Origin of the sequence: Oleiharenicola sp. Vm1 (assembly GCF_047777955.1) — a bacterium.
GTDB lineage: Bacteria > Verrucomicrobiota > Verrucomicrobiia > Opitutales > Opitutaceae > Didemnitutus.
Map to the genome: position 1 here is coordinate 4,549,571 of NZ_CP180537.1, position 23,688 is coordinate 4,573,258.

Here is a 23,688-nt window from a genome sequence, read left to right on the forward strand (position 1 = left end):
GTCCCCATGTCCACCCCGGCCGCCTCGACCGCCTCCCTCGGCTCACTCCCGCTCCGCGAAAAGCTCGCCTACGGCTGCGGCGACTTCGCGTCGTGCCTGTTCTGGGCCTCGTTCAGCAATTTCCTCCTGCTGTTCTACACCGACGTCTTCGGCATCACCGCCGCCGCCGCCGGCCTGATGTTCCTGCTCACGCGCATCTGGGACGGCGTGAACGACCCGATCATGGGCATGGTCGCCGACCGCACGCAGACGCGCTGGGGCAAGTTCCGCCCGTGGATCCTGTGGGGCTGCGTGCCCTTCGGCGTGTGCGGCGTGCTGCTCTTCACGACGCCGAGCCTCGGGACGACGGGCAAGCTCGTGTGGGCCTACGTGACCTACAACTTCATGATGATGCTCTACACCGCGGTGAACATCCCCTACACCGCGCTGCTCGGCGTCATCACGCCCGACCCGGTCGAGCGCACGCGGGTGTCGTCGATCAAGTTCGTCTTCGCCTTCGGCGCGGGACTGGTGATCAAGCTGACGCTGCCCTACATGGTCGACGCCTTCGGCGACGGCGGCGCCAACCCGCAGCGCGGCTGGAGCGTGGCGTTCGCACTCGTCGCGGCCGTCGCCATCGGCTTCTTCCTCGTCACCTTCGCCGGCACGCGCGAGCGCGTCGCGCCGCCGGCCGAGCAAAAGACGTCGGTGAAACAGGACGTGAAGGACCTGTTCACCAACGGCCCGTGGCTCGTGCTCTTCGCCACCACGCTCACGTTCATCCTCTTCATCTCCACGCGCCTCACCATCACGGCGCACTACCTGAAGTATTTCGTCGGCGCGCAGGCCGTGCAGCTGCCGTGGCAGAGCGCGCCGCACACCTACGAGTTCAAGGATCTCTGGGCGGCCTTCGGCGTCACCGGCGACGCCGGCTCGATCGTCGGCGTGCTCGCGGTGGGCTGGTTCGCCGCGCGCGTGGGCAAGAAGGCGGCGTTCATCGCCCTGCTCCTCGCCTCGGTCGCGTGCAACGCGGTCTACTACTGGCTGCCGCCGTCGGCGCTCGGCGCGATCTTCCTCTTCCAGTTCCTTAGCGCCGTCGCGGGCGGCCCGCTCGCGGTGCTGCTCTGGGCGATGTATGCCGACACCGCCGACTACAGCGAGTGGAAGCACGGGCGCCGCGCCACCGGGCTCGTGTTCTCCGCCTCGACCATGACCCAGAAGTTCTCCTGGGCGGTCTGCGGGCTCTTCGCCGGCTGGATGCTCACGGCGACCGGCTTCGTGCCCAACGTCGCGCAGACTCTGCAGGTCCGGCACGGGCTGGTGCTGCTCATGAGCCTGATCCCCGCCGCGCTCGGCCTCGTCGCCGTCGTCGTGGCGTGCTTCTACCCGCTGCACGACCGGCGCGTGGCCGAGATCGAGGCCGAGCTGCGCGCCCGCCGCGCCGCCGCCTGAGTCCGCAGCGCGGGGAAACGCGCGCGCGGCTTGTCCTACGGGCGCCTGCGCACTTGCCTCCCGCCGGGGCGCTTCCCAGCGTCGCGACCGTGAGACCCCAAGTCCTGCTGGTATTTCTCACGCGCTTCGAGGAGAGCATGGCGATGCTGCGCGGCGTCGTGCACTACGAGCGCACGCACCAGATCTGGACCGCCTTCCACGACGACCAGGCCCGCGCCGAGATCGATCCGCGCTGGCTCGAGAGCAAGCAGTGGGACGGCGTCATCAGCCGCCACACGACGCCGGGACTGGTCGAGACCTGCCGCAAGCAGCGCATCCCGCTGGTCGACCTCAACGACATTCCCCGGTTTCCCGGCGTGCCGAAGATCCGCCCCGACAACGTCGCCATCGGCCACCTCGCCGCCGAGCACTTCCTCGAGCGCGGCTTCCAGCATTTCGGCTTCACCGGGTTCTCGAACGACGGCTGGTCCTGCGAGCGGCGCGACGGCTTCGTCGAGGCCCTGCACCTCGCCGGCCGCGAATGCCACCTCTACGACGTGAACTACCCCGGCGACGTCACGCCCGCGTGGGACCTCGACCAGATCGCGGGCTTGTCGGACTGGCTGCGGCGCCTGCCCAAGCCCTGCGGCGTCATGGCCTGCTTCGACCTCCGCGCCCAGCAGATCCTCACCGCCGCCCACGCCCACGGCATGCTCGTGCCCGAGGAGATCGCCGTCATCGGCGCCAACAACGACCCGATCCGCTGCGAAGTCGCCTACCCGCCGCTCAGCAGCGTGGCGCCGAATGCGTTCCAGTCCGGCTACCGCGCCGCGGAGGTCCTCGCCGCCATGCTCGCCGGCGAGCGCTGCACCGACCTCGACGAGCGCATCGAGCCGATCGGCGTCGTGACCCGGCCCTCCAGCGACGTGCTCGCGATCGACGACCGCAACGTCGCCGCCGCGCTCAGCATCATCCGCGAGCGCGCCACCCAGGGCCTCACCGTCGAGGACGTGGTGAAACACGCCCACGCCTCCCGCAGCCAGCTGGAGAAGAAGTTCCGCCGCCACCTCGGCCGCTCGCCCCAGGCCGAGATCCGCCGCGTGCAGGTCCAGAAGATCCGCCAGCTCCTGATGGAAACCGATTTCCCGCTCAAGCGCATCGCCGAACTCGCTGGTTTCGAGCACGTCGAGTATATGTGCGTGGTTTTCAAGCGCCTGACCGGCGACTCGCCCGGGGAATTCCGCCGGAAAACGGAAGCAAAGAGAATTCAATGACCTTCCGCTCCCTTCGACCGCCCCAGAGTGAGGATAGCGTTAAATCAGGGCGGCAATAAGACTCAATTGCGGTGCAAGTGAACTCATTCACCCGGGCGGGCGCCGCCGGTATAGTCGCGATGCTGCGCGCATTCCCGTCCTCGGGAACGGCACAGTCGCACGACCCAACACGTGCGTTCCCCAACTCCTACCACCCCTCAAACCCCCGATGATCATGTCCCGCCATTCCTTGCGGCTGCGTGCGCTTTGGCTCACGTCCGCGCTGACTATCGCGGCGGTGCACTCTGCCCAGGCGCAGAGCACCCCGCCCGCCGCGCCCCCCGCCTCGGGCGAAGCGAATAAAGACGAAACCATCGTGCTGTCGCCCTTCGTCGTCACCGCCGACGAAGACGTTGGCTACACCGCCAACAGCACCCTCGCCGGCACCCGCGTCCGCACCGAGTTGAAGGACGTCGCCTCCGCCATCAGCGTGGTGACCTCGCAGTTCCTGCAGGACACCGGCTCCAAGAACCAGCAGGACCTGCTCGTCTACACCACCAACACCGAAGTCGCCGGCGTGCGCGGCAACTTCTCTGCCGCCGGCGGCGCCTCCACCTACAACGAGAACAGCAACCTCCTCCGCCCGAGCAACAACACCCGCGTCCGCGGCCTCGATGCCGCCGACAACACCCGCGACTACTTCCTGACCGAGATCCCGTGGGACGGCTACATCGTCGACCGCGTCGACCTCCAGCGCGGCCCGAACTCCATCCTCTTCGGCGTCGGCAGCCCGGCGGGCATCATCAACACGAGCATCAACACCGCGACCTTCAAGACCGCGAACAAGATCGAGAATCGCATCGGCCGCTACGGCTCGTTCCGCACCTCGGGCGACTTCAACTACGTCGCCAAGAAGAACGTCCTCGCCTTCCGCGCCGCCTTCCTCGACGACGAGACGAAGTATCAGCAGAAGCCCGCGTTCAACCACGACAAGCGCCTCTTCGCCGCCATGCGCTACGAACCGAAGCTCTTCGGCGAGGGCGCGCACACGACGATCCGCGCCAACTACGAGAACGGCAACGTCAACGCCAACCGCCCGCGCTCGCTCCCGCCCATCGACGCCATCACGCCCTGGTTCCTCACCGGCTCCTCCAACGGCGTCGCCAATCTCAACAAGCTCACGCTCAACCCCAACACCACCTGGAATCAGTGGGGCAACAACGCCGCCCTCTACCCGGCCTCCGGCGGCATGTATCCGTGGTTCCGCGAGGCCTTCATGGGCCGCCTCATGAGCTCCAACATCGCCGGCTACTACGACGCGTCCACCGGCGGGCTCTACAACCAGATGCCCAACGTCGGCACCCCGCTCGGCCGCGACAGCGCCGGCGCCATCGACGGCACCATCGGCGACGTCCCCTTCGCTCGTCCGTGGGCCATCGCCACCTACAACAATTACGCCCGCACCGCGATCCCCGGCGGCAAGTATTACTCCAACGTCTCCCTCTCCGACACCTCGATCTTCGACTTCTTCAACAACCTGATCGACGGAAACAACAAACGCGAGTGGCAGGACTGGAACGCCGCCAACCTCGCCCTCTCGCAGACCTTCCTCAACGACCGCCTCGGCTTTGAGTTCGTCTACGACTACCAGCGCTACAACGACGGCCAGCTCTCCTTCCTCCAGGGCGACCAATATGCCCTCTCCGTCGACATCAACACCAAGCTCCTCGACGGCAGCGCGAACCCGAACGTCGGCCGCCCCTACGTCGGCAACTCCGGCCAATACGGCAACTCCGAGAACTACATCGACCGCGACAGCAAGCGCTTCACCGCCTTCGCCGACATCAACAGCGAGGACTATCTCGGCAAGACCTGGCTCTCCAAGCTCCTCGGCCGCCACGTCTTCACCGGCCTCTGGTCCAAGGACACCAAGGAGACCGACCAGCGCAGCTTCTCCCGCTGGGCCTCCGATCCCGCGTTCACCACCGCCCTCGGCCTGAACAACGACATCACCAACGGCGCCCGCCAATACGACTGGATCGCCTACCTCGGGCCCTCCCTGCTGAGCAAGTCCACCGCCGCCGGCGCCAACCTCAGCCCGGTCAGCACCGTGATCAACCCGAACGGCAGTGTCTCGCTCCGCTACTTCGACTCGCACTGGAACTCCAACGTCGATCCGGCCGCGCCCTACACCTACACGACCTACGATTCGAACGGCAACGCCGTCACCACCACCGGCACGCAAGCTGACAACTCCGCCAACTACGTCGGCTGGAAGAGCGGCAGCTTCAAGGTCCTCAATTACGAGAACCCCGGCGACCGCGCCGCGCTCTACTCCAGCGCCCAATACGCCAAGAACGTCATCGAGTCCAAGGCCTTCATCTGGCAAGCCTACCTCTGGGACGGCACGCTCGTCCCCACCTTCGGCTGGCGCCGCGACGAGATCACCAACGAGAGCCGCCAGGGCAAGAAGCTCGCCAACGACGTCTCGAGCACCGACTACAGCCTCACGAAGCCCAATCTCCAGGACGTCGCCGGCGAGAGCAAGAGCTGGGGCGTCGTTCTCCACACCCCGCGCAGCCTGCGCACCAAGCTGCCCTTCGGCTCAAACCTCAGCGTCTTCGCCAACCGCTCGAAGAACTTCAAGGCCGACGCTCCGCGCGGCGACATCTTCGGCAACCAGATCGACAATCCGAAAGCCGAGACGAAGGACTACGGCATCGTGATCAGCACGCTCGACGACCGCCTGACCTTCAAGATCACGAAGTATGAGACCACGATGAAGAACGCCACGCTCCAGGCCGACAGCGCGGGCTTCTCCGGCAACCTCTACTACGCCTGGGCGCTGCCCTACTGGGGCGCCACCCACGCCCTCGCAGCTCTCGACGGCATCGCCAACCCGCAGATCCGCCAGGGCAACTGGGGCTGGCCGTGGAACGGCATCGCCGTCGACGGCTCCGGCAACCCCGACCCCGCCCGCATCCAGGCCATCGTGAACGACTACTTCAAGAGCTTCCCGCTCACGCAGACCTTCGCCGACGAATACGGCCTCGGACTCAATGTCGCCGCCATGCGCGCCGCCACCACCAACGCTCAGCGCTACGCCGCCGTCCCGACCTACGGCGTGAACGACCAGGGCGCCTCCGCCCTCGGCCTCCAGCCCGCCTACGGCGGCCGCCTCAAGAGCTTCGGCTCCGGCCCCGTGGCCTCCGTCGACACCACCTCCAAGGGCGTCGAATTCGAAATCAGCGCCCAGCCGACCAAGAACTGGTCCCTCGCCGTCAACTTCTCCAAGACGAAGGCCACGCGCGACGCCATCAGCCCGACGATCCAGACCTGGATCGACTCGATGACCAAGTTCTACGCCGGCGACGCGGGCCTCATCCGCCTCTGGGGCGGCGACACCCTCCGCAAGGTCTGGGCCGACAACATCCTCGCCCCCTACGCCGTCCTCCAGGCCCAGCTCGGCAGCGCCGCGCCGGAAATCTCCCCGTGGCGCTTCAATGCCGTCACGAACTACAACTTCCGTGAAGGCTGGTTGAAGGACTTCAACGCCGGCCTCGCCTACCGCTGGGAAGACAAGCGCATCCTCGGTTACTCCTACGACAAGACCAAGGACGTGCTCGACATCGATCGCCCGCTTTACGGCCCGACCGATGATCACTTCGACTTCTGGGTCGGTTACCAGCGCAAGCTCTCCCCGAAGGTCGGCTGGCGCGTCCAGCTCAACGTCCGCAATGCGTTCGAGAAGACCCACCTCGTGCCCGTCAATCTCCAGCCCGACGGCTCGGTGGCCCTCTCCCGCATCCAGGAAGGCATGATCTGGCAGGTCACGAACACCTTCACGTTCTGAGTTTCCAGACGGTTTCGCGGCCCTGGCTTGGGGTCCGGCCGCGATTCACGGTTGCGAAAGGCGCCGGAAGCAATTCCGGCGCCTTTTTCTTTTCCCGCCTCGCCGGCGCCGCTTGGCTCGGTCCCGCGCCGGCCACTCTCAACTCGCATCCAACCAAACTCATTTCCGCCCCCGGCCGCCCTGTGCCATAGTGCCCGCCACCCCATGACGCTCCGCCTGCTCCCGGCCCGTTGGCGACTCGTGTCGCTCGCCTTCCTCGGCGCCTGCGCGCTGCTGCACGCCGGCCCCGTCCGCTTCGAGTTCACGGTCCCTCCCGCCGCGGCGATCGCCAATCCCTTCGCCCGCGAGCTCTGGGCCGAGGTCGTCACTCCGGCCGGCCGCACGCTCCTGCTGCCCGCCTTCTACGTCGAGCCGCAGGTCTATGCCGTCCACGCCCGCCCCGACGAGATCGGCGCCTATCACCTCGGCCGCATCCTCGAGACCACGCGCGGCCAGCCCGCGACGCCCGTCGCCGCCACGCCGCGCTCGGCCACCCGCGTCGAAAACCAAACCCGGCTCCGCCTGCCGCCCATCGGGCTCGACCCGCTCCGACCGGGCGGCTTCGCCCGGGCCGACGGCCGCGCCTTCGTTCCCTTCGGCGCCAATGTCGCCTGGGCCCCCACCCCCGACGTGCTCGGCTACTACCGCGCCACCTTCGCCGCCTTCGCCGCCGCCAACCTGAACTGGATGCGCGTCTGGATGGTGCACTGGGGCCGCACCAACCTCGACTGGGTCCGCCCCGAGGACGGCGCCCCCGTCCGGCCCGGCGGCATCGACCCGGCCGTCGCCGCGCGCTGGGACGCCCTGCTCGCCGCCGCCGAGGAGCACGGCGTCTATCTCCAGATCGCGCTCCAGCACCACGGCCAGTTCAGCACGACCGTGAACCCATCGTGGGCCGACAATCCGTGGAACGCCGCCAACCCCGGCGGCTTCCTCCGCTCGCCGTCGGATTTCTTCACCGACCCCAACGCCCGCCTCTTCACCGCGCTCAAATACCGCTACATCGTCGCCCGCTGGAGCTGGTCGCCCGCGGTCTTCGCCTGGGAACTCTTCAACGAGGTCCACTGGGTCGACGCGCTGAAGCTCGAGCACCACGAGGCCGCCGTCGCCCGCTGGCACGACGACCTGGCGCAGTTCCTCCGCTCGGTCGACGTCTACGCCCACCTTATCACCACCAGCACGGAAAACCTGCGCAGCCCGATCTACGCGCGGATGGACTTCCTCCAGCCGCACCTCTACAGCGCCAACCTCACCGCCGCCGCGCGGACGTTCGCGCCGCGCCGCGCCGACGACACGCGCCCGGTTTTCTATGGCGAATTCGGCGACGACCACCTGCGCCTCCCCGAGGCGGTGCGGAAATCCGGCCTCGTCGAGCCGGCCGCCGTCTGGGCCAGCCTGCTCGGCAGCGGCACGCTCCCCGCGCAGGCGTGGGAAGGATGGAAGCTCCGCGACCTCGACCGCCTCGGCGAGATCGGCGCCGTCCACCGCTTCGTCGCCCTCTCCGGCTGGGCGCGCGAGCAGGACCTGCAGCCGTTCTCCGCCGCCGTCGAGTGCGCGGCGCACGCGCCGCTCACCCTGGCCGGCGCGCAGCAATGGCAGCGCCGGCCCGCCCGGGACTTCACCCTCCCGCTCGACGGACGCGAGCCGCTCGAGCTCGGCGACTGGCCGGCGACCTTCGCCACGCCGGAATCGACCGCCACCGACGGCTTCCCCTGCCGCGGCACCTTTCACGCCACCTTTCCCCGCGACGTCACGCTGCGCATCCTGATCGCCGGCGTGGCGGAAAAAGGCGGCGGCCTGCGCGTGCGCGTGGACGGTGCGACCGCCGCCACGGCGGCCTGGAAGCACGCTGACGCCTTTCCGGCCACGCTCGTGGTCCCCTCCGGGCCGGCGCCCGCACGATCACGTTGGAAAACAGCGGCGTCGCCGACTGGGTTCAGGTGTCGGAGACCGACCTCGGCGTCACCGCGCCCGTCCTCGCCGCCCTCGGCCGCCGCAACGACCGCTTCATCGCGCTCTGGGTCCGCCACCGCACCAATCTCTACTCGCTCGCGCCGGAGCCGGCCGTGCCGGGCACGCTCCTCATCGACGACGTCCCGGCCGGCACGTGGACCGTCACCTGGTGGGACACCGCCAAGGGCACGCCCGCGCCCGCGACCATCCTGCCGCACGCCGGCGGCCGCCTGCGCCTGCCCACTCCGCCGATCAGCCGCCACGCGGCCGTCGTCCTCGTCCGCACGTCCTGAATTCATGAGCCCCACTCGCCTCGTCATGATCGGCGACTCCATCACCGAATGGGGTCGGCCGAGTCCGGATTCGCCCGACTACGCCACCGCCCTCGGCCACGGCTACGTCGCGCTCGTTGCGCAAAAACTCGCCGCGCGTTTCCCGGAGCGCCGCTTCGAGGTGTTGAATCGCGGCATCGGCGGACACACCGTGCGCGATCTGGCCGCGCGCTGGCAGCGCGATGCGCTCGATCCGAAACCCGACTGGCTCTCGGTGATGATCGGCATCAACGACGTCTGGCGCCACTTCGACCCGCAGCGAAAACACGACGCCGTCCCGCCCGCCGAATACGAGCACACGCTCGGTCAACTGCTCGCCGCCGCCCGCCCGGGCGTGCGCGGACTGGCGCTGCTCACGCCCTTCTACGTCGAGCCCGACCGCGCCGACCCGATGCGCCGCCGCATGGACGAGTTCGGTGCCATCGTCGCCCGTCTCGCCCGGCGGCACGACGCCCGGCTGATCGACACCCAGGCCATGATCGACCGGCTGCTCGCCCAACATCCGCCGGAGGTCATCGCGCACGATCGGGTTCACGTCGGCCCCATCGGTCACGAGGCGTTCGCGCAGGCCTTCGTCGCCGCCGTCGCCGCGGACTTGTAGGCACGGTTTTCCCTCGGGGTTTCCTGGTCGTCCGGCCGGATCGGCCCCGCCGACGGCAAAGCCAGACCCCGCCAACGCGGAATCTGGCTGGGAAACTGCGCCGCGCTCAGTTCTTCGTCGCGGCCGCCGGGCTGACGAGCTTGTCGCGCAGCAGCTGGGCGGCGAGGAGCTCGACGATGTTGCTCGCCCCGCCGGCGCCGCCCGCCCCCGCGACGATGTCGGGCACGAGCTTCTGGCCGCTGCTGGCCAGCGCGCGGGCGACTTCGATCGCGACGAAGCTCTCGCGGCTCGTGGCCTCGGCCTTCTGCTTGATGACGGCGGCCTCGGCCAAGCCGATCTTCTGGGTCTTCTCGGCCTCGGCGGCGCCGACGTTCTTGATCACCGTCGCGTCGGCTTCGGACAGCGCGGTCTTGGCCCGCGCCTCGCCCTCGGCCTTGCGGATGGCGGCCTGGGCGGCGAACTCGGCGATGGCGACGGAGCGCTCGGAGTCGACCACCTTGGCCTGCGTCGCCGCGACGGCCTTGGCCTGCTCGAGCTCCTTGCGCACGACCTCGGCCTGGCGCTGCGTCTCGTAGGTGACGCGCTCCTGCTCCGCGATCTTGCGGTCGGTGAGCGTCTTCATCAGGTCCTCCGGCGGCACGATGTCGCCGATCAGGGTGTCGACCGCCCCGACGTTGTATTGCTCGAGGGCGGCGCCAATCTGCTTCTTTGCGTCGGCCTGCTTTTCCGAGCGCGCCTTGAGGAACTCGATGACGTCGGAACTCTGCGCCGCGTTGCGGAAGTAGTTGCCGATGGTCGGCTCGAGCACCTGCGTGACCAGGTTCACCATGTTGCCGAAGCGCGCGATGACCTTGGGCGCGTCGTTGCGCGGGATGTGGATGATCTGCGAGACGTCGAGGTTGAACTTGAAGCCGTCGGACGAGCGCACGGTGATGGTCGAGAGCTTCTCGTCGAGCCGGTGGGACTCGGTCTTGCCGGTGGCCCAGTTGAGGACGACGTTCGCGGTCGGGACGTTCTCCACGCGGTGCGTGCGCGGATTGATCGCGTAGCGGCCCGGGTCGAGCGGCTCGGCCCAGACGCCCTTCTTGCCCTTTTCGACCAGGTTGCCGTGCTTGAACGACTCGCCGGTGACGTCGCGGCCCGGTTCGCCCACGTAGGCGATGACGACGCCGGCGTGCGCAATCGGCACCTCGGTCATGTCGACGGTCTCGACGGTGGCGAAGGCGGGGTTGATGAAGTAGCGGCCGGCGAGCAGCACCTGTTCCTGCAGACCCTTGAAGCCGCCGGCGGTGACAAAGGCGTCGCCGTCCTGAAACGAGTTGTGCCCGTCGATGGTGCGGCCCGCGATCTCGCCCTGCGGCAGGCTGCGGCCTTCCTTGGTCGTCACGATGCCGACGCGGTTCTCCTTGATCTCGAGCACGGACGCGTCGCTGACGGTGAAGAGCGCCGTGTTGATGCGGTAGGTGCCGGGCGGGATGATGGCGATCTGCGGGCCGCGCTGGCCGCCCTTTTGGAGGAAGGCGCGCGCGTCCTGGAACGAGTCGCAGTCGACCTTGCGGCCAAGCACGCGGCCGCCCGACAGCGGCTCGCCGTCGCGGGCCTCGACCACGCCCAGCTTGCCCTCGGGCACGGTGACGAACGGCACGAGGTCGACGGTGTATTGCCACGGCCACAGCCAGCAGTGCAGGCCGGGCGCGAGGGTGTCGGCCTGGATGCCCGCCTCGCCGTTCAGTGCGATGATGCGTCCATCCGGCAGGCGCGAGCTCGCGCCGCTGAGGCCGAATTTCTTGGTCACGATGCCGATGCCGTTGTTCGGCACGATCACGACGCCAAAGAGGCGCAGCCACAGCCGGTAGGTGGCGAGCAGCAGGACCGCCAGCACGCCGGCGGCTCCGAGAACGAAGAGGAATGTATTCATGGGTTCGATGGGTTGACGGCCGCGAGCATGCGGCGCGGGTCCGGGCGCTCAATGCAAAGTGGATTAAAACTACAGTAATTTATTCTAGCTCTTTGATACTGTGAAAACTTGCGCCTTGAATTTACAAGGGAGCCGGGGCAGGTTGCGGCCATGCCAAAAGTGAGGGCCATCACCGAGGCCGAGCGAGCCTACCTGGAGAAGCGGCTGGCGCCGGTGTTCACCGCGCTGCGGGACGACGCGGCGCTGCGCGAGGAGTTCCTGCTGTTCGTGCGCGAGCGCGGCGGCAGCATGGCGCTCAACCTCGACCGCCTGAAGACGGTGTGGTGGCCGAGCCGGAAATCGATGTATCCGGGCTTCTTCGTCCTGGCGCTGGCGGAGTTCGGCCTCGCCCACGGGCTGCTGGCCGCCGAGGTGGCGAAGCGGTCCGCCCGGCGCTGAGCGGCCTCAGCGCGCCGCCCAGCGGCGCATGCCGACGCCGACCACGAGCAGGCTGAGCAGCGAGCTGGCCGGCATGATCACGGCCGCGATCAAGGGGTTCATGTGGCCGAGCGCCGCGAGCGTCACGGTCGTGCAGTTGTAGGCGATGGAAAACACCACCAACACGAGCTGCGTGCGACGGCGCGTTTCGTTCACCGCGAACATCCGGCGCAGGCCGTCGAGCCCGCGGCCGAGATAGTAGAAGTCGGCCTTGGCCGCGAGCACGCCGCGGTGCACGACGGGCGTGCCGCGCACGAAGGCCGCGTCGAACGCCAGCGAGTCGTTGGCGCCGTCGCCGAGCATCAGCGTGTCCTGGCGGTCGGTGCGCTGGAGCCACTCCGCCTTCCCGGCCGGGGTCGCCTCCGCGATCGCATGCTGCGGCGGCAGGCCGAGGCCCTCGGCCATGCGGGCGACCTTTTCGCTCCGGTCGCCGCTGAGGATGAAAGTCTCGAAGCCCGCGGCGCGGAGCGCCGCGATCTCCTCGCGCGCGCCGGGCCGCACCGCATCGGCGAACTGGAAGCGCGCGAGCACCACGCCATCGCAGGCGAACTCGGTGTCGTGCGCCTCCGCCCTCTCGGCGCCGGCCAACCCCGCCGGCGGGCGGCCGAGCCAGCCGGGACGCCCGAGGGTCCACTGCCCGAGCTCGGTGCGCAGCGTCACGCCGAAGCCGATCTCCTCCTGCACGGCGCCCGCCGGAGGGACGAGGCCGTTGACGAGGCCGTCGGCGAGCAGGTTCTCGTTCAGGCACTGGCTGATCGGGTGCGGGTTGTCGCGCACGAGCGCGAACAGCGCGGCCCGCGCCGGTCCCGAGAGCGCGTGCAGCGCGGGCGGGTTGGCGAGCACGGGCGTCTCGAGCGTGAGCGTGCCGGTCTTGTCGAAGACGATCTTGCGGAGCCGCGTCAGGCGCGGGAACAGGTCGTTCTCGCGCACGAAGACGCCGAAGCGGCGCAACGCCACCGTCGCCATCTCGTCCGCCAGCGGATAGGCAAGGCCGATGGCGCACGGGCACGAGACGACGAGCACGGCGGTGACCGCCGACCACGTCAGGGCCACGTCGTGCTTCGCCACCCACCAGCCGACCGCGGTGGCGGTCGCGACGACGAAGATGCCGACGAGGTAGCCGGTCACGACGCGCTCGAGCAGGCGGTGGCGGAACTGGTCGCGCCCGGTCGGACGCAGCAGCTGCGCCAGGAGAGAGGCGTGCCAGGGCTGGAGCGCGCGGAGCCGAATCGAGCCGCGGGAGAGATTGAGCGCGCCGGACTGCACGCGCGCGCCGGTGCGGACCTCGCGCGGGTCGGCCTCGCCACTGATCCACGCCGTGCCGAGCGTGGCGGCGGTGGATTCCAGCTGCGATTCCACCGGCACCACCTGGCCCGAGCGCACGGTGAAGGTGTCGCCGGCGGCGAGTTCCTCGACCGGACGGTCGACGGCGCCGCGAGGCGTGTCGACCGCGACCTTCTGCGGCCGTGCGCCGGCGGTGAGCAGGCGGCGGCGGTTGCGCTCGACCGCGACGACCTGCGCCCAGCGGCCGAAGAGCATCAGAACGATGAAGGTGCCGACGAAGTCGAAGTAGACGATCGAGTGGTTGCCGGTCAGCCAGCCGTAGATCGAGCCGGCATAGGAGCCGATGATGCCGACGGCGATGGGCAGGTCGATGTGCATGACGCGGTCGCGCAGGGCGCGAGCGGCGCGGCCGATGAAATAGGTGCCGCCGGCGAGCACGCTCAGGGTCGCGCAGGCCATCGCCAGCGTGTCGAAGAGTCCGGCGTAGGCGAACGTCCGCTCCATGCCGAAATACGCCGGCAGCGCGAAGAGCATGATGTTCATCGCGAACGCCGCGCAGAGGCCGATGCGGCGGATGAGGAACTTGCTCTCGGGCACGGCCGGCTCCGCGCCGGGCGGGCCGACGAGGTAGTTGAACGACTGGAGCGCGCGCGCGAATGCCGTGGCGTCGAACCGGCCGCGCTCCCAGCGGAAGCGCATGCGGCCGAGCTGGGCGTCGGTCTCGATGAAGAGCGCGCCGGCGTGCTTGTGGAAGATTTTCTCGATCAGCCAGACGCAGCCGGCGCAGGAGATGCCCTGCACCTCGAGCGTGAGCTCGGGCGCGGGTGCCTTCTCGGCGTTCTGCTGGAGCTCGGCCAGCCAGGTGAAGTCGCGGGCCTGGAACACGGTCTGGTCGACCGGCGCGATCACGGAGTCGCGGATCTTGTAGTAGCCCTCCAGCCCCTGCTCGTGCACGAGGCGGTAGACGTAGGTGCAGCCCGAGCAACAGAAGCCGGACTCGCGCGCGGCGTCGGTGGCGAGCGGGGCGCCGCAGTGAAGGCAGGAGTGGACGGGGGAGGTCCTGCCGGCACGAGGTCCACGCACCTCCGCCGGGGCCGCGCCCCGTCCACCCAATTCGTGCGAGATGCCTTGGAGCGGGCCATCTCAGTGGCAGACAAAATTGTTCACGTCGGGCCCGGCGAACCCGAGCGTCGAGCGCAGGCGCCAGGCGAGGACGCCGGCGATCACGAGCGCGAGCGCCGTCTGGGCGCGCGCCAGCCAGACCGGGCCGAGCTTCAGGCGCAGCCAGTGGTAGTTGGTCTGGGCGAACCACAGCAGCGGCACCGTGCCGAGGCCGAAGGCCAGCAGCGTCTCCGCGCCGCGCAGGGCGGAGCCGGAGAGCAGCGCCAGCGAGAGCAGGAAATACAGCGGACCGCACGGCAGCAGCGGCGTGGCCAAGCCCAGCGCGGCCGCCGCGCGGAGACGCGAGCGGTTCTGCGCGCCGCGCAGGTGGGCCGCCACCCAGCCGTAGGCGCGGCCCAGGACGGGGAAGCGCGGCAGGCGCTGGTCGAACCGGATCGCCACCGCGAGGAAGAACAGCACGAGCAGCCACGGCAGGTAGCGCACCACGTCGTCGCTGAGGAAATTGAGCGGCAGCCGGCCGACGCCGCCGGCGAGGGCGCCGAGCGCGCCGTAGCCGAGGAGGCGCGTGACGTGGTAGACGGTGCTGACGGTCTGCGGATCGGCGTCGTCCCGCGTCGCGGGCATGACGGCGCAGGCCAGCGGGCCGCACATGCCGGCGCAGTGCAGGCTGGTGACGAGGCCGGCGACGAAGGCCGTGCCGGGGCCGGAAATGCCCGCGAGTTCCATCACGGCCGCGCTCCTTTCGACGCCAGCGGCACCTCGCGCGCGTCGATGTGCCGCGAGGCGGTGAACATGCCCGCCCAGAGCAGCGCGCTGAAGGCGAAGACCAACGCGACCCAGAGCCAGAGGCCGCGGGCGGATTTCGCTCCGCCGGGCTGGCCGTTGACGGACGGTGACGTGGGGGAGTCCATGGCGGCGTCAGCGCTTGATGCCCTTTTCGTGATCCTCTTCCTCGAGGAGCCGCGCGTCGGGACCGAGGAACTCGATCTGGCGGGAGAGGGTGAAGGTCTTCCCCGCATCCTCCACCGCGACGGTGAACTTGAAGGGGCCGGCGTAGTGCTTGCGCTCGACGGTGAGCACGAGCGGCGAGACCTGCTCGGCGAGGGGCCCGACCGTGACCGGCGCGGTGAAGCCGCTCTGGTGCACGTGCGCGGGCAACCCGGACAACGCGACGCGGTAGGTGACCGGCTCGTTGCGCTTGTTGACGATGCGGAGCATGAACTGATTGCGCACGTCGTCGTGGTCGACGAAGTAGGCGGCGCCGGTCATGCGAAAGACGATCATGTTGGCCGGCTTGACGGTGGAGAACGCGAAGCTGGCCACCGTGATGCCGATGAGCAGGAGGATGAAGTAGACGACGGTGCGCGGACGGACCCAGCGGGTCTTGCCGCCCGCGAGGCCGACGTAGGAATCGTAGCGGATGAGGCCGGTGGGGCGCTTCACCTTCGTCATCACCTCGTCGCAGGCGTCGATGCAGGCGGCGCAGCCGATGCACTCGAGCTGGAGGCCGTGGCGGATGTCGATGCCGGTGGGGCAGACCTGCACGCAGCGGTTGCAGTCGATGCACGCGCCGGCGTCGGGCGTGCCAAGCTTGCCGCGGGGCTCGCCACGCTTGGCGTCGTAGCCGATGGTCATCGTGTGGTCGTCGGACAGCGCCGACTGCATGCGGCCGTAGGGACAGATGACGATGCAGAGCTGCTCGCGGAACCAGGCGAAGTTGAAGTAGAGGCCGCCGGTCGCGACCGCCATGAAGACGAACGCGGCCCAGTGCTCGCCCGGAGCGGCGGACATCCAGTGCCAGACCTCGGGCCAGCTGACGAAGTAGGCGAGGAAGAGGTGGGTGATGACGAGCGTGGTGACGAGGTAGAGCCCGTGCTTGAGGACGAGGCGCGCGAGCTTGGCGCCGGACATCGGCGCGGCGGCGCGCTGGCGGCGGGTCGGGCCGTCGCCCTCGACCATGCGCTCGATGCGGCGGTAGATGTGCTCGAGGAAGACGGTCTGCGGGCAGGCGTAGCCGCACCACACGCGGCCGAGGAGGGCGGTGATGAAGAACAGGCTGAAGCCGACGCCGGTCAGCGCGAAGAACAGCAGCCAGGCATCCTGCGCCGCGAGAGTGTAGCCGAAGAAATGGAAGCGCCGCTCGGCGAGATCGAGGAAGACCGCCGGGTAGCCGCCGACCGGGATCCAGGGCAGGAGCACGTAGACGCCGACGAGCAAGAGGCCGAGGTGGCGCCGCCAGCGGGTGAACCAGCCGTGGACGTCGGCGGGGTAGAGGAAGTAGCGCGAACCGTCGTCGTTGATGGTCGTGACGGAGTCGCGCGTGGGCACATGCCGCGCGGGCGCCGCGGGCTTGGGCGGCGTCGGTCGGGAGAACGGCGCGGGGGAGGGAGGATTCGTTTTAGGATCTGCGCTCATGGCGTGGGTAGAGCGTAGGCGGGTGCGGCCATGGCGAGCCGCGGGGGCGACGGCGCAGGGCCGCCGCCCGGGTGGAGGTTATTTCGAGACTTCGACGGTGATCTCTTCGCCCTTCTTGTGCTTGGAGAGAACGTAGGCGACGACCTCGGCGACCTTCTTCTGGCCGAGAACCGGCTCCCAGGTGGGCATGCCTTTCGCGAGGACGCCCTTGGAGACGGTGGCGTAGACTTCCTTCGGCGTGCCGCCGTGAATCCAGGCAGTGTCGACGAGGTTGGGGCCGACGGCGGCCGGATTCTCGCCCTTGCCCTTCATGCTCGGGAGGTGGCACTGCACGCAGAGCGAGTCGAAGGTCTGCTTGCCGGCGTTGATGAACTCCGGGTTCTGGCTCATCTGCCAGAAGAGGTCGTCGTTGTTGACGTCGATCGAGGACGCCATCTTCACGGCGTTGATCTTCGCCATCGCGGCGTCGACCTGCGCGGTGTCGGAGGGGACGATGTGCGCGATCTGGTGGGCAAACCAGTAGAAGATCCAGAAGGCGATGGCCCCGTAGAGGGTGTAGAGCCACCAGTTCGGGAGGCGCTTGTCGTATTCCTGGATGCCGTCGTAAGTGTGCGGACGCAGTTTCTCGTCGTGGTCGTCGGCGGGATGCTGGGGATTCATGGGCGGTGGGCGGCGGAGCGGTTATTCTTTCTCGAACGGCAGGCGGGCGAGGCGGTCGATCTGTGCGGGCTTCATCTTCGTGGCGCGCCAGGCGGCGGCCAGGTAGACGAGCGACGCGACGGCGAGCGCGACGACGGGAAAGATGAGCTGCCAGTCTTCGTAGATGATGCGACGGAGCATGGGCGGAGGCGGTTGAGGGTTACGGCGTGGCGGCGGCCGCGGCGGGGACCGGGGTCCACTTCTTGCCGAGCGATTGGAGGTAGGCGATGAGCGCGACGATCTCCTTGTCGGGGGCGACGTAGCGGCCCTGCGCCTGGAGGTCCCTGGCGATCTCCTTGGCCTGCTCGTGCGCGAGGGTGGAGATCATCGAGTCGGACCAGGCCGGGAACGGCACGCCGAGGAGCTTCTGCACCGCGATCTTCTTCGGGAGCGAGGCGTAGTCGGTGTCGTTCTCGTGCAGGTGGACGTAGGTCGGCATGTTGGAGCCGGTCGAGATCGAGCGCGGGTCGCGCATGTGGTCGAAGTGCCAGGCGTGGTTGTATTTTCCGCCGACGCGGGCGAGGTCGGGGCCGTTGCGCTTGGAGCCCCACTGATACGGGTGGTCCCAGATGGATTCACCGAGACGCGAGTAGTCGCCGTAGCGCATGACGTCGGGGACGAGCGTGCGGATCATCTGCGAGTGGCAGGTGTAGCAGCCCTCGCGGACGTAGATGTCGCGGCCGGCGAGCTCGAGCGGCGTGTAGACGTCGGCCTTGCGGTCCTCGGTCTGGAGCTGCTTGTCGATCGTCAGCATCGGGATGATCTGGATCAGGCCGCCGGCGGCGACGGCGAGGAAGGTGAGCACGGTGAACGGCAGGGCGTTCAGGAGCAGCTTGTCATACCACTCGCCCCAGGCGGTGCCGCGGGTCTGGAAGTGACCGATGGCCATCAGCGTCGCGAGGACGGTGGCGAAGAGGCCGAGGAGGTTGACCCAGCCGCTGGTGAACATCCACACGCAGGCGGCGACGCAGCCGAGCATGGTGTAGACGACGGGGGCGTTGAGGAAGGTGCCGGGGAGCGAGAGCTTCTCGTTCTCCTCGAACTGCTCGACGTAGACCTCCATCGTGCCGTTCACGGTCTTCGCGCCGGCGATGGATTTCCAGATGTTGTAAGCCATCAGGATGAAGCCGGTGAAGTAGAACACGCCGCCGACGATGCGCAGGGCCATGAGCGGGCGGATGGCGTTCAGGGTCTCGAGGAAATTCGGATACTTCAGGATGGTGCCGCCCTCGGCGGTGGCGTTGAGCATCAGGCCCTGCGTGATGCCGGAGGCCCACATGGCGCCCATGTAGAAAAGGATGCCGACGGTCCCGAGCCAGAAGTGGAGGTTGGCGAGGGACGGCGAGTGGAGCGGCTTGTTCCAGAGGCGCGGGACGAGCCAGTAGAACATGCCGGCGGCCATGAAGCCGTTCCAGCCGAGCGCGCCGCCGTGGACGTGGCCGATGATCCAGTCGGTGTAGTGGCCGAGGGCGTTGACGGCCTTGATCGAGAGGAGCGGCCCCTCGAAGGTCGCCATGCCGTAGAAGGTGACGCCGGCGGCGAAGAACTTGATCACGGGATCGGTGCGGAGCTTGTCCCAGCCGCCGCGGAGCGTGAGCAGGCCGTTGAGCATGCCGCCCCAGGACGGGGCCCAGAGCATGAGCGAGAACGTCATGCCGAGGAGCTGGAGCCAGTTGGGCAGCGCGGTGTTCAGCAGGTGGTGTGGGCCGGCCCAGATGTAGAGGAAGACCAGCGACCAGAAGTGCACGACCGAGAGACGATAGGAGTAGACCGGCCGCTCTGCCGCCTTCGGCAGGAAGTAATACATGATGCCGAGGATCGGCGTGGTGAGAAAGAAGGCTACGGCGTTGTGGCCATACCACCACTGGACGAGGCCGTCCTGCGCGCCGGCGAAGATCGGGTAGCTGTGGACCCACGACGTCGGGACCGAGAGGTGGTTGACGATGTAGAGCATCGCCACGGTGATGATCGTCGCGATGTAGAACCAGATGGCGACGTAGAGGGACTTCTCGTTGCGCTTGGCGAGGGTCCAGAAGAAGTTCACCGCGAAGACGACCCAGATGAGGGCGACGGCGATGTTGATGGGCCAGATCAGCTCGGCGTATTCCTTGCCGCGCGTGAGGCCGAGCGGGAGCGTGATCGCCGCGGCGACGATGATCAGCTGCCAGCCCCAGAAGTGGAGGGCGGAGAGGAAATCGCTCGCGAGGCGCGCCTTCACCAGACGCTGCGTCGAGTAATAGATGCCGGCGAACATCATGTTGCCCACGAACGCGAAGATCACCGCGTTGGTGTGCAGCGGGCGGAGCCGGCCGAAGCTGGTGAACGACAGGCCGAAGTTGGCCTGCCAGAAATTCAGCTGCGTGGCGATGAGCAGACCGACCAGCATGCCCACGGCGCCCCAGAGGATGGCGGCGAGCATGAATTGCCGGACGACCTTGTCGTTGAACTCGATGATGGTTTTTTGTCCTGTCGTCATGGGTGCGAGCGGGAGGAATTAAAAATAGAGATCGCCCGGCGCCGGAGCGTCGGGCGATTTAGCAATGGCGGGGGAAGCGGGGGAGCCGGCCGGACGCTCGTCGGCCAACGGCAGCAGCGAGTCGCGCTCGGAGCTGGCGAAGCGGTGCCGGCGCTGCTCGCGCAGGAACAGCGCGACGAAGAACCCGGCAAGCAACAGGCTAAAGAAGACTGTTATCGGAATGACAGACATGGCGTGGAGGAGGCGTGGAAATGTCACCCACCATCATCCGGATTCTCCCCCATTTCGGCTGCGCACGGCTTGGCATTAACCGCCCAGTTCTTGGCGAAGCATGCCGTCCTTTCTCCAAGATATGCGCACGGATACACAACGCCTGCAAAGCTCCCGCAAGAAGCTCGTGGCAAACTCTCCGCCGTGGATTCCAGCGAGTCAGCGCAGATGGAAGGACTTCGACCCGCGATCAAAAAGGAGTGGGAAGCGCTGTTGCGCGCCGAGCCGGCGCCGTCGCCACTGGGCAATCCTGACACGCTGCTCTACCTGATGGACGAGACGATCACGCAGGTCTTCCGCGCGCTGTCGGAACACCCGCTGGAGTCCGTGCTGAAAAAGACCTCCGCCCTGCTCGTGCCGCTCCAACGCCACTGCGGCTGCGGGCTGAATCCGCTGCTCAACTACTACGCCACCGGCGAGTTGGCGCTGCACCTCGTGGCGGCCAAACGCGTGCCGCAGCCGATGCTCGACGCGCTGCTCACGAGCTTCCACCTGCTCGCGCAGCAGGAGATCGACACGCTCTGCTCCGTCTGCCTCAACCGCTCGTCGCCCGCCTGCCAGTCGCCCGCCGTCCACTCGGCCCATCACAAGCTGCGCCGCGCCAGGTCCGCCTGACGCCGCCGTCCGCCTGCCGGAGCCGCGCCGCCCCGGCTCAGCCCTGCTTCAGCTTCGCGCGCCAGGTCGTCGGCGATTCGCCCACGATCTTGCGGAACACGCGGTTGAACTGGGACAGCGACTGGAAGCCCGTCTCGTAGGCCGCCTCGCTGATGCGCTTGTGCGGATTGAGCAGGAGGTTCTTCACCTTCTCGATGCGCACGCGCGCGAGGTAGTCGGTGAAGGTCAGGCCGGTGGCCTGCTTGAACATCTTGCAGAAATAAAACGCGCTCGTGTTCACCGACGCCGCGACCTGCCGCAGCGAGATCTCCTCGTGCTGGTGCTCGGCGATGAACGCCTTGGCGCGCGTGATCATGGGCGATTCCGCCTGCTTCGCCGCGAGCATCAGCTGGTTGCTGAGCGACGAGAGGTGCTGGGCGAAGATCGTGAGCAGGCGGAGCACGGCCTCGTATTGCTTCCGGTCGAGGATGCGCGACTGGTAGTAGGCCTCCTCGAGCTTCTTGAGGTCGGCCTGCACGCCCCAGTTGAGGACCTCGCGCGCGAGCTTGTTGAACTCCTTGCTGTTGGGCTTGTGCAGCAGCACCTGGCCCGTCTGGAGGAACGCCACGAGATTCTCGCCCACGCGCACCGGCACGGCCGAGTCGCACAGCCCGGCGAAGCACTTGAGCGTCCGCGGCTCCAGGCGCGACTCCTCCTCGACGCGCTTCTGCAGCTGCAGGCAGGCCGAGCAGGTGTGGTTCGTCGTCGCCATCAGCGAGCAGAACGGACTCTCGTTCGGGTCGCCGTGGTGCGGCAGGTCGAAGGCCTCGAGCGGGCGCAGCGTGATGGGCAGGCCGGTCGTTTCGCGAAACGCCGCTTCGTAGTCGCGATAGATCTGCGACTCCTTGAGCTGCTTCACCAGCTCGCGGCTGCGACGGGTTTCGTCCGAGGAATTCACCACGGGGCTAGAGAACGCATTTGGCCCGGCCGCGCAATGCTACGGCAAAATCTGCGCACAGGTAGCAGGGAAACGCGTGGTCACTCGCACATTTGCTTCAGCGAGCCGGAGCAATAAATGCGCGGCGGCGCTCGCGAAGAAACGGTAAATACCCCGCCGCGACACGAATAAGGCTCCCGCCCGGCCGCGATTGCGGCGATAAGGGGGCCATGTTGGCCGAGGGCATACTGCTCGTGGTGCTCGGCACCACCTCTCCCGTCGCCCCGAGTGAATCGGTGCGCTGGGCGCAGGTGCGCGTCGGCATCTCGCGCGAACAGGTCAGCGACATCCTCGGCGAGCCGCTGATGCGCAACGCGGCGCGCGGCTACGAGCGCTGGGTCTACGACGACGGCTGCGAAGTGCAGTTCACGCGCGGCGAGGTCACGGCCTGGACGGCGCCGAAGGGCGCCCCGCCCGCCGCCGCCCCGCTCTCGCGCCGCGACCCGGCCCCGGGCGCGCGCCGCACCTGAGCGCGCGGCGTAGTTCTACGCCCGCCCAACTCCGCTCTGGCCAGAGCCCGGGACGCCTGATTTCGTCCCGCGCATTCCCGCCATGAGCCACCCCGCCTCCCCGCCCCGGCCGCGCCGCGCCGCTGGTTTCACCTCAACCTCACGCAGCAGATCGTCCTCGGGCTGGTCGTCGGCGTGCTCGCGGGCTGGTGGATGAACACGCTGCCGGCCGCGACGCACGCCAAGTGGGACGACGGCTTCGCGGTGGTGCGCGACGTCTTCCTCCACCTCATTAAGGCGATGATCGCACCGCTGATCTTCGCCAGCATCGTGCAGGGCTTCGCCGGCACCGGCGACATGAAGAAGGCCCAGCGCATCGGCTGGAAGTCGCTGCTCTATTTCGAAATCGTCACCACGCTCGCGCTCTTCGTCGGCCTGCTCGTCGTGAACGTCGTCAAGCCCGGCGCCGGCGTCGTCCTCCAGATGGACCAGGCGCAGTCGACCGCCGCGCTGGCCAAGCCGCAGACGCTCGCCGAGATCATTGTCCACGCCTTCCCCGTCAGCCTGATGGACGCGATGGCGAAGAACGACGTGCTCCAGATCGTGGCCTTCGCGGTGATCTTCGCCATGGCCGTCATCGCCGCGGGCGACGCGGGCAAGCCGGTGCTCGATTTCTGCGGCAGCCTCACCCAGGTGATGTTCAAGTTCGCCGGCATTATCATGAAATTCGCGCCCTTCGGCGTCGGCGCGGCCATCGCGGTCACCGTCGGCCACCAGGGGCTCGGCTCGCTCATCACGCTGGCCAAGCTCGTGTTCACGCTCTACGGCGCGCTGGTGATCTTCGTCGTCGGCGTGTTCGGCCTGGTCATCTGGATCGCCAAGGTGCCGCTCAAGCCGTTCGTGAAGGCGGTGCGCGAGCCGTTCACGCTCGCCTTCGCCACCGCCAACAGCGAGGCGGCCCTGCCCAAGGCCTTCGAGAACATGGAAAAGGTCGGCGTGCCGCGCGGCATCGTCGGCTTCGTGCTGCCGGCGGGCTATTCCTTCAACCTCGACGGCTCGACGCTGCACCTCGCCGTCGCCTCGGTCTTCGTCGCCCAGGCCGCGGAGACGACCACCGGCATCCATTTCTCCATCGACCAGCAAATCACCATGATGTTGATGCTCATGCTGACCTCGAAGGGCGTCGCCGCCGTGCCGCGCGCGTCGTTCGTGGTGCTCGTGGCCGCGCTGGAATCCTTCAAGCTGCCGCTCGCCGGCGCCTTCCTCATCCTCGGCGTCGACGCGTTGCTCGACATGGCGCGCACGTCCGTGAACGTCATGGGCAACTGCCTGGCGTCCGTCGTGGTCGCGCGCTGGGAGGGCGAATTCGACGACCAGAAGGCCGCCGCGTTCGCGGCCGAGAAAAACGGCGACGCCTGACCCGCCGCTCCATCGCCCGCCGCCGCGACGAACCGCGCGGCTCCACCGGTCGTGGCGGCGCGTCCCGGCTGCATCCGCCGGCCCAGATTGCTGCGTGCGAGTCACTTGTGCGCGTATTTTACCGTCG

18 protein-coding genes are annotated in these 23,688 nt (G+C 68.2%); 8 read left to right on the forward strand and 10 right to left on the reverse strand.

Features of this window, described 5'->3' with window-relative positions; translation table 11 throughout:
- Window positions 1-6 precede the first annotated feature (6 nt).
- The 4 genes from ACMYLB_RS21695 (at window position 7) to ACMYLB_RS21710 (ending at window position 9,441) form a co-directional block, all read left to right on the forward strand.
- Window positions 7-1,431, forward strand: a complete 1,425-nt coding sequence (locus ACMYLB_RS21695; protein WP_415909022.1) for an MFS transporter — start codon at window positions 7-9, stop codon at window positions 1,429-1,431.
- A gap of 89 nt (window positions 1,432-1,520) precedes the next feature.
- The gene (locus ACMYLB_RS21700) at window positions 1,521-2,684 is read left to right on the forward strand and encodes a XylR family transcriptional regulator (protein ID WP_415909023.1); all 1,164 of its coding nucleotides are present in this window, start codon (window positions 1,521-1,523) and stop codon (window positions 2,682-2,684) included.
- Between the two features lie 277 nt (window positions 2,685-2,961).
- Window positions 2,962-6,516, forward strand: coding sequence for a TonB-dependent receptor plug domain-containing protein (locus tag ACMYLB_RS21705; protein ID WP_415909024.1), 3,555 nt, complete (start codon window positions 2,962-2,964; stop codon window positions 6,514-6,516).
- Window positions 6,517-6,720: 204 nt separating this feature from the next.
- Window positions 6,721-9,441 (forward strand): GDSL-type esterase/lipase family protein, encoded by a 2,721-nt coding sequence (locus ACMYLB_RS21710; RefSeq protein WP_415909025.1) that lies wholly within the window; start codon window positions 6,721-6,723, stop codon window positions 9,439-9,441.
- A gap of 106 nt (window positions 9,442-9,547) precedes the next feature.
- Here the strand turns inward: ACMYLB_RS21710 and ACMYLB_RS21715 are convergent, their stop codons facing one another.
- Complete coding sequence (locus tag ACMYLB_RS21715) at window positions 9,548-11,359, reverse strand: SPFH domain-containing protein (protein WP_415909026.1); 1,812 nt, start codon at window positions 11,357-11,359, stop codon at window positions 9,548-9,550.
- Between the two features lie 150 nt (window positions 11,360-11,509).
- Here ACMYLB_RS21715 and ACMYLB_RS21720 point away from each other — a divergent pair, with 150 nt between their 5' ends.
- Window positions 11,510-11,797 carry a hypothetical protein gene (locus ACMYLB_RS21720; protein WP_415909027.1) on the forward strand — a complete coding sequence of 96 codons (288 nt, stop codon included), beginning with the start codon at window positions 11,510-11,512 and terminating at the stop codon, window positions 11,795-11,797.
- Between the two features lie 6 nt (window positions 11,798-11,803).
- Here the strand turns inward: ACMYLB_RS21720 and ACMYLB_RS21725 are convergent, their stop codons facing one another.
- The 8 genes from ACMYLB_RS21725 to ACMYLB_RS21760 all read right to left on the reverse strand — a co-directional run bounded on the left by ACMYLB_RS21725 (window position 11,804) and on the right by ACMYLB_RS21760 (window position 20,063).
- Complete coding sequence (locus ACMYLB_RS21725; protein WP_415909028.1) at window positions 11,804-14,203, reverse strand: heavy metal translocating P-type ATPase; 2,400 nt, start codon at window positions 14,201-14,203, stop codon at window positions 11,804-11,806.
- A 60-nt stretch (window positions 14,204-14,263) separates the two neighbouring features.
- A complete protein-coding gene (locus ACMYLB_RS21730; RefSeq protein WP_415909029.1) occupies window positions 14,264-14,968 on the reverse strand; it encodes a sulfite exporter TauE/SafE family protein in 705 nt (234 codons plus the stop codon).
- Window positions 14,968-15,153 (reverse strand): hypothetical protein, encoded by a 186-nt coding sequence (locus ACMYLB_RS21735; RefSeq protein WP_415909030.1) that lies wholly within the window; start codon window positions 15,151-15,153, stop codon window positions 14,968-14,970. Before ACMYLB_RS21735 ends, ACMYLB_RS21730 begins: the two co-directional genes overlap by 1 nt.
- Before the next feature lie 7 nt (window positions 15,154-15,160).
- Window positions 15,161-16,657: a cytochrome c oxidase accessory protein CcoG gene (gene ccoG / locus ACMYLB_RS21740; RefSeq protein WP_415909031.1), complete on the reverse strand. Its 1,497-nt coding sequence runs from the start codon at window positions 16,655-16,657 to the stop codon at window positions 15,161-15,163.
- 78 nt (window positions 16,658-16,735) lie between these two features.
- Window positions 16,736-17,317, reverse strand: coding sequence for a cbb3-type cytochrome c oxidase N-terminal domain-containing protein (locus tag ACMYLB_RS21745; RefSeq protein WP_415909032.1), 582 nt, complete (start codon window positions 17,315-17,317; stop codon window positions 16,736-16,738).
- A 21-nt stretch (window positions 17,318-17,338) separates the two neighbouring features.
- Window positions 17,339-17,497 (reverse strand): hypothetical protein, encoded by a 159-nt coding sequence (locus ACMYLB_RS21750; protein ID WP_415909033.1) that lies wholly within the window; start codon window positions 17,495-17,497, stop codon window positions 17,339-17,341.
- A gap of 19 nt (window positions 17,498-17,516) precedes the next feature.
- Window positions 17,517-19,832, reverse strand: a complete 2,316-nt coding sequence (gene ccoN, locus ACMYLB_RS21755; RefSeq protein ID WP_415909034.1) for a cytochrome-c oxidase, cbb3-type subunit I — start codon at window positions 19,830-19,832, stop codon at window positions 17,517-17,519.
- An 18-nt stretch (window positions 19,833-19,850) separates the two neighbouring features.
- Window positions 19,851-20,063: a hypothetical protein gene (locus ACMYLB_RS21760; RefSeq protein WP_415909035.1), complete on the reverse strand. Its 213-nt coding sequence runs from the start codon at window positions 20,061-20,063 to the stop codon at window positions 19,851-19,853.
- 183 nt (window positions 20,064-20,246) lie between these two features.
- Here ACMYLB_RS21760 and ACMYLB_RS21765 point away from each other — a divergent pair, with 183 nt between their 5' ends.
- Window positions 20,247-20,717, forward strand: coding sequence for a hypothetical protein (locus ACMYLB_RS21765; RefSeq protein ID WP_415909036.1), 471 nt, complete (start codon window positions 20,247-20,249; stop codon window positions 20,715-20,717).
- Between the two features lie 37 nt (window positions 20,718-20,754).
- On the opposite strand, the gene ACMYLB_RS21770 is transcribed toward ACMYLB_RS21765, so the two are convergent.
- Complete coding sequence (locus ACMYLB_RS21770) at window positions 20,755-21,657, reverse strand: PocR ligand-binding domain-containing protein (RefSeq protein ID WP_415909037.1); 903 nt, start codon at window positions 21,655-21,657, stop codon at window positions 20,755-20,757.
- A 206-nt stretch (window positions 21,658-21,863) separates the two neighbouring features.
- Between ACMYLB_RS21770 and bamE the strand changes: the two genes are divergently transcribed.
- Window positions 21,864-22,163 (forward strand): outer membrane protein assembly factor BamE, encoded by a 300-nt coding sequence (gene bamE / locus ACMYLB_RS21775; protein WP_415909038.1) that lies wholly within the window; start codon window positions 21,864-21,866, stop codon window positions 22,161-22,163.
- A gap of 192 nt (window positions 22,164-22,355) precedes the next feature.
- Complete coding sequence (locus tag ACMYLB_RS21780; RefSeq protein ID WP_415909039.1) at window positions 22,356-23,561, forward strand: dicarboxylate/amino acid:cation symporter; 1,206 nt, start codon at window positions 22,356-22,358, stop codon at window positions 23,559-23,561.
- Window positions 23,562-23,688 lie beyond the last annotated feature (127 nt).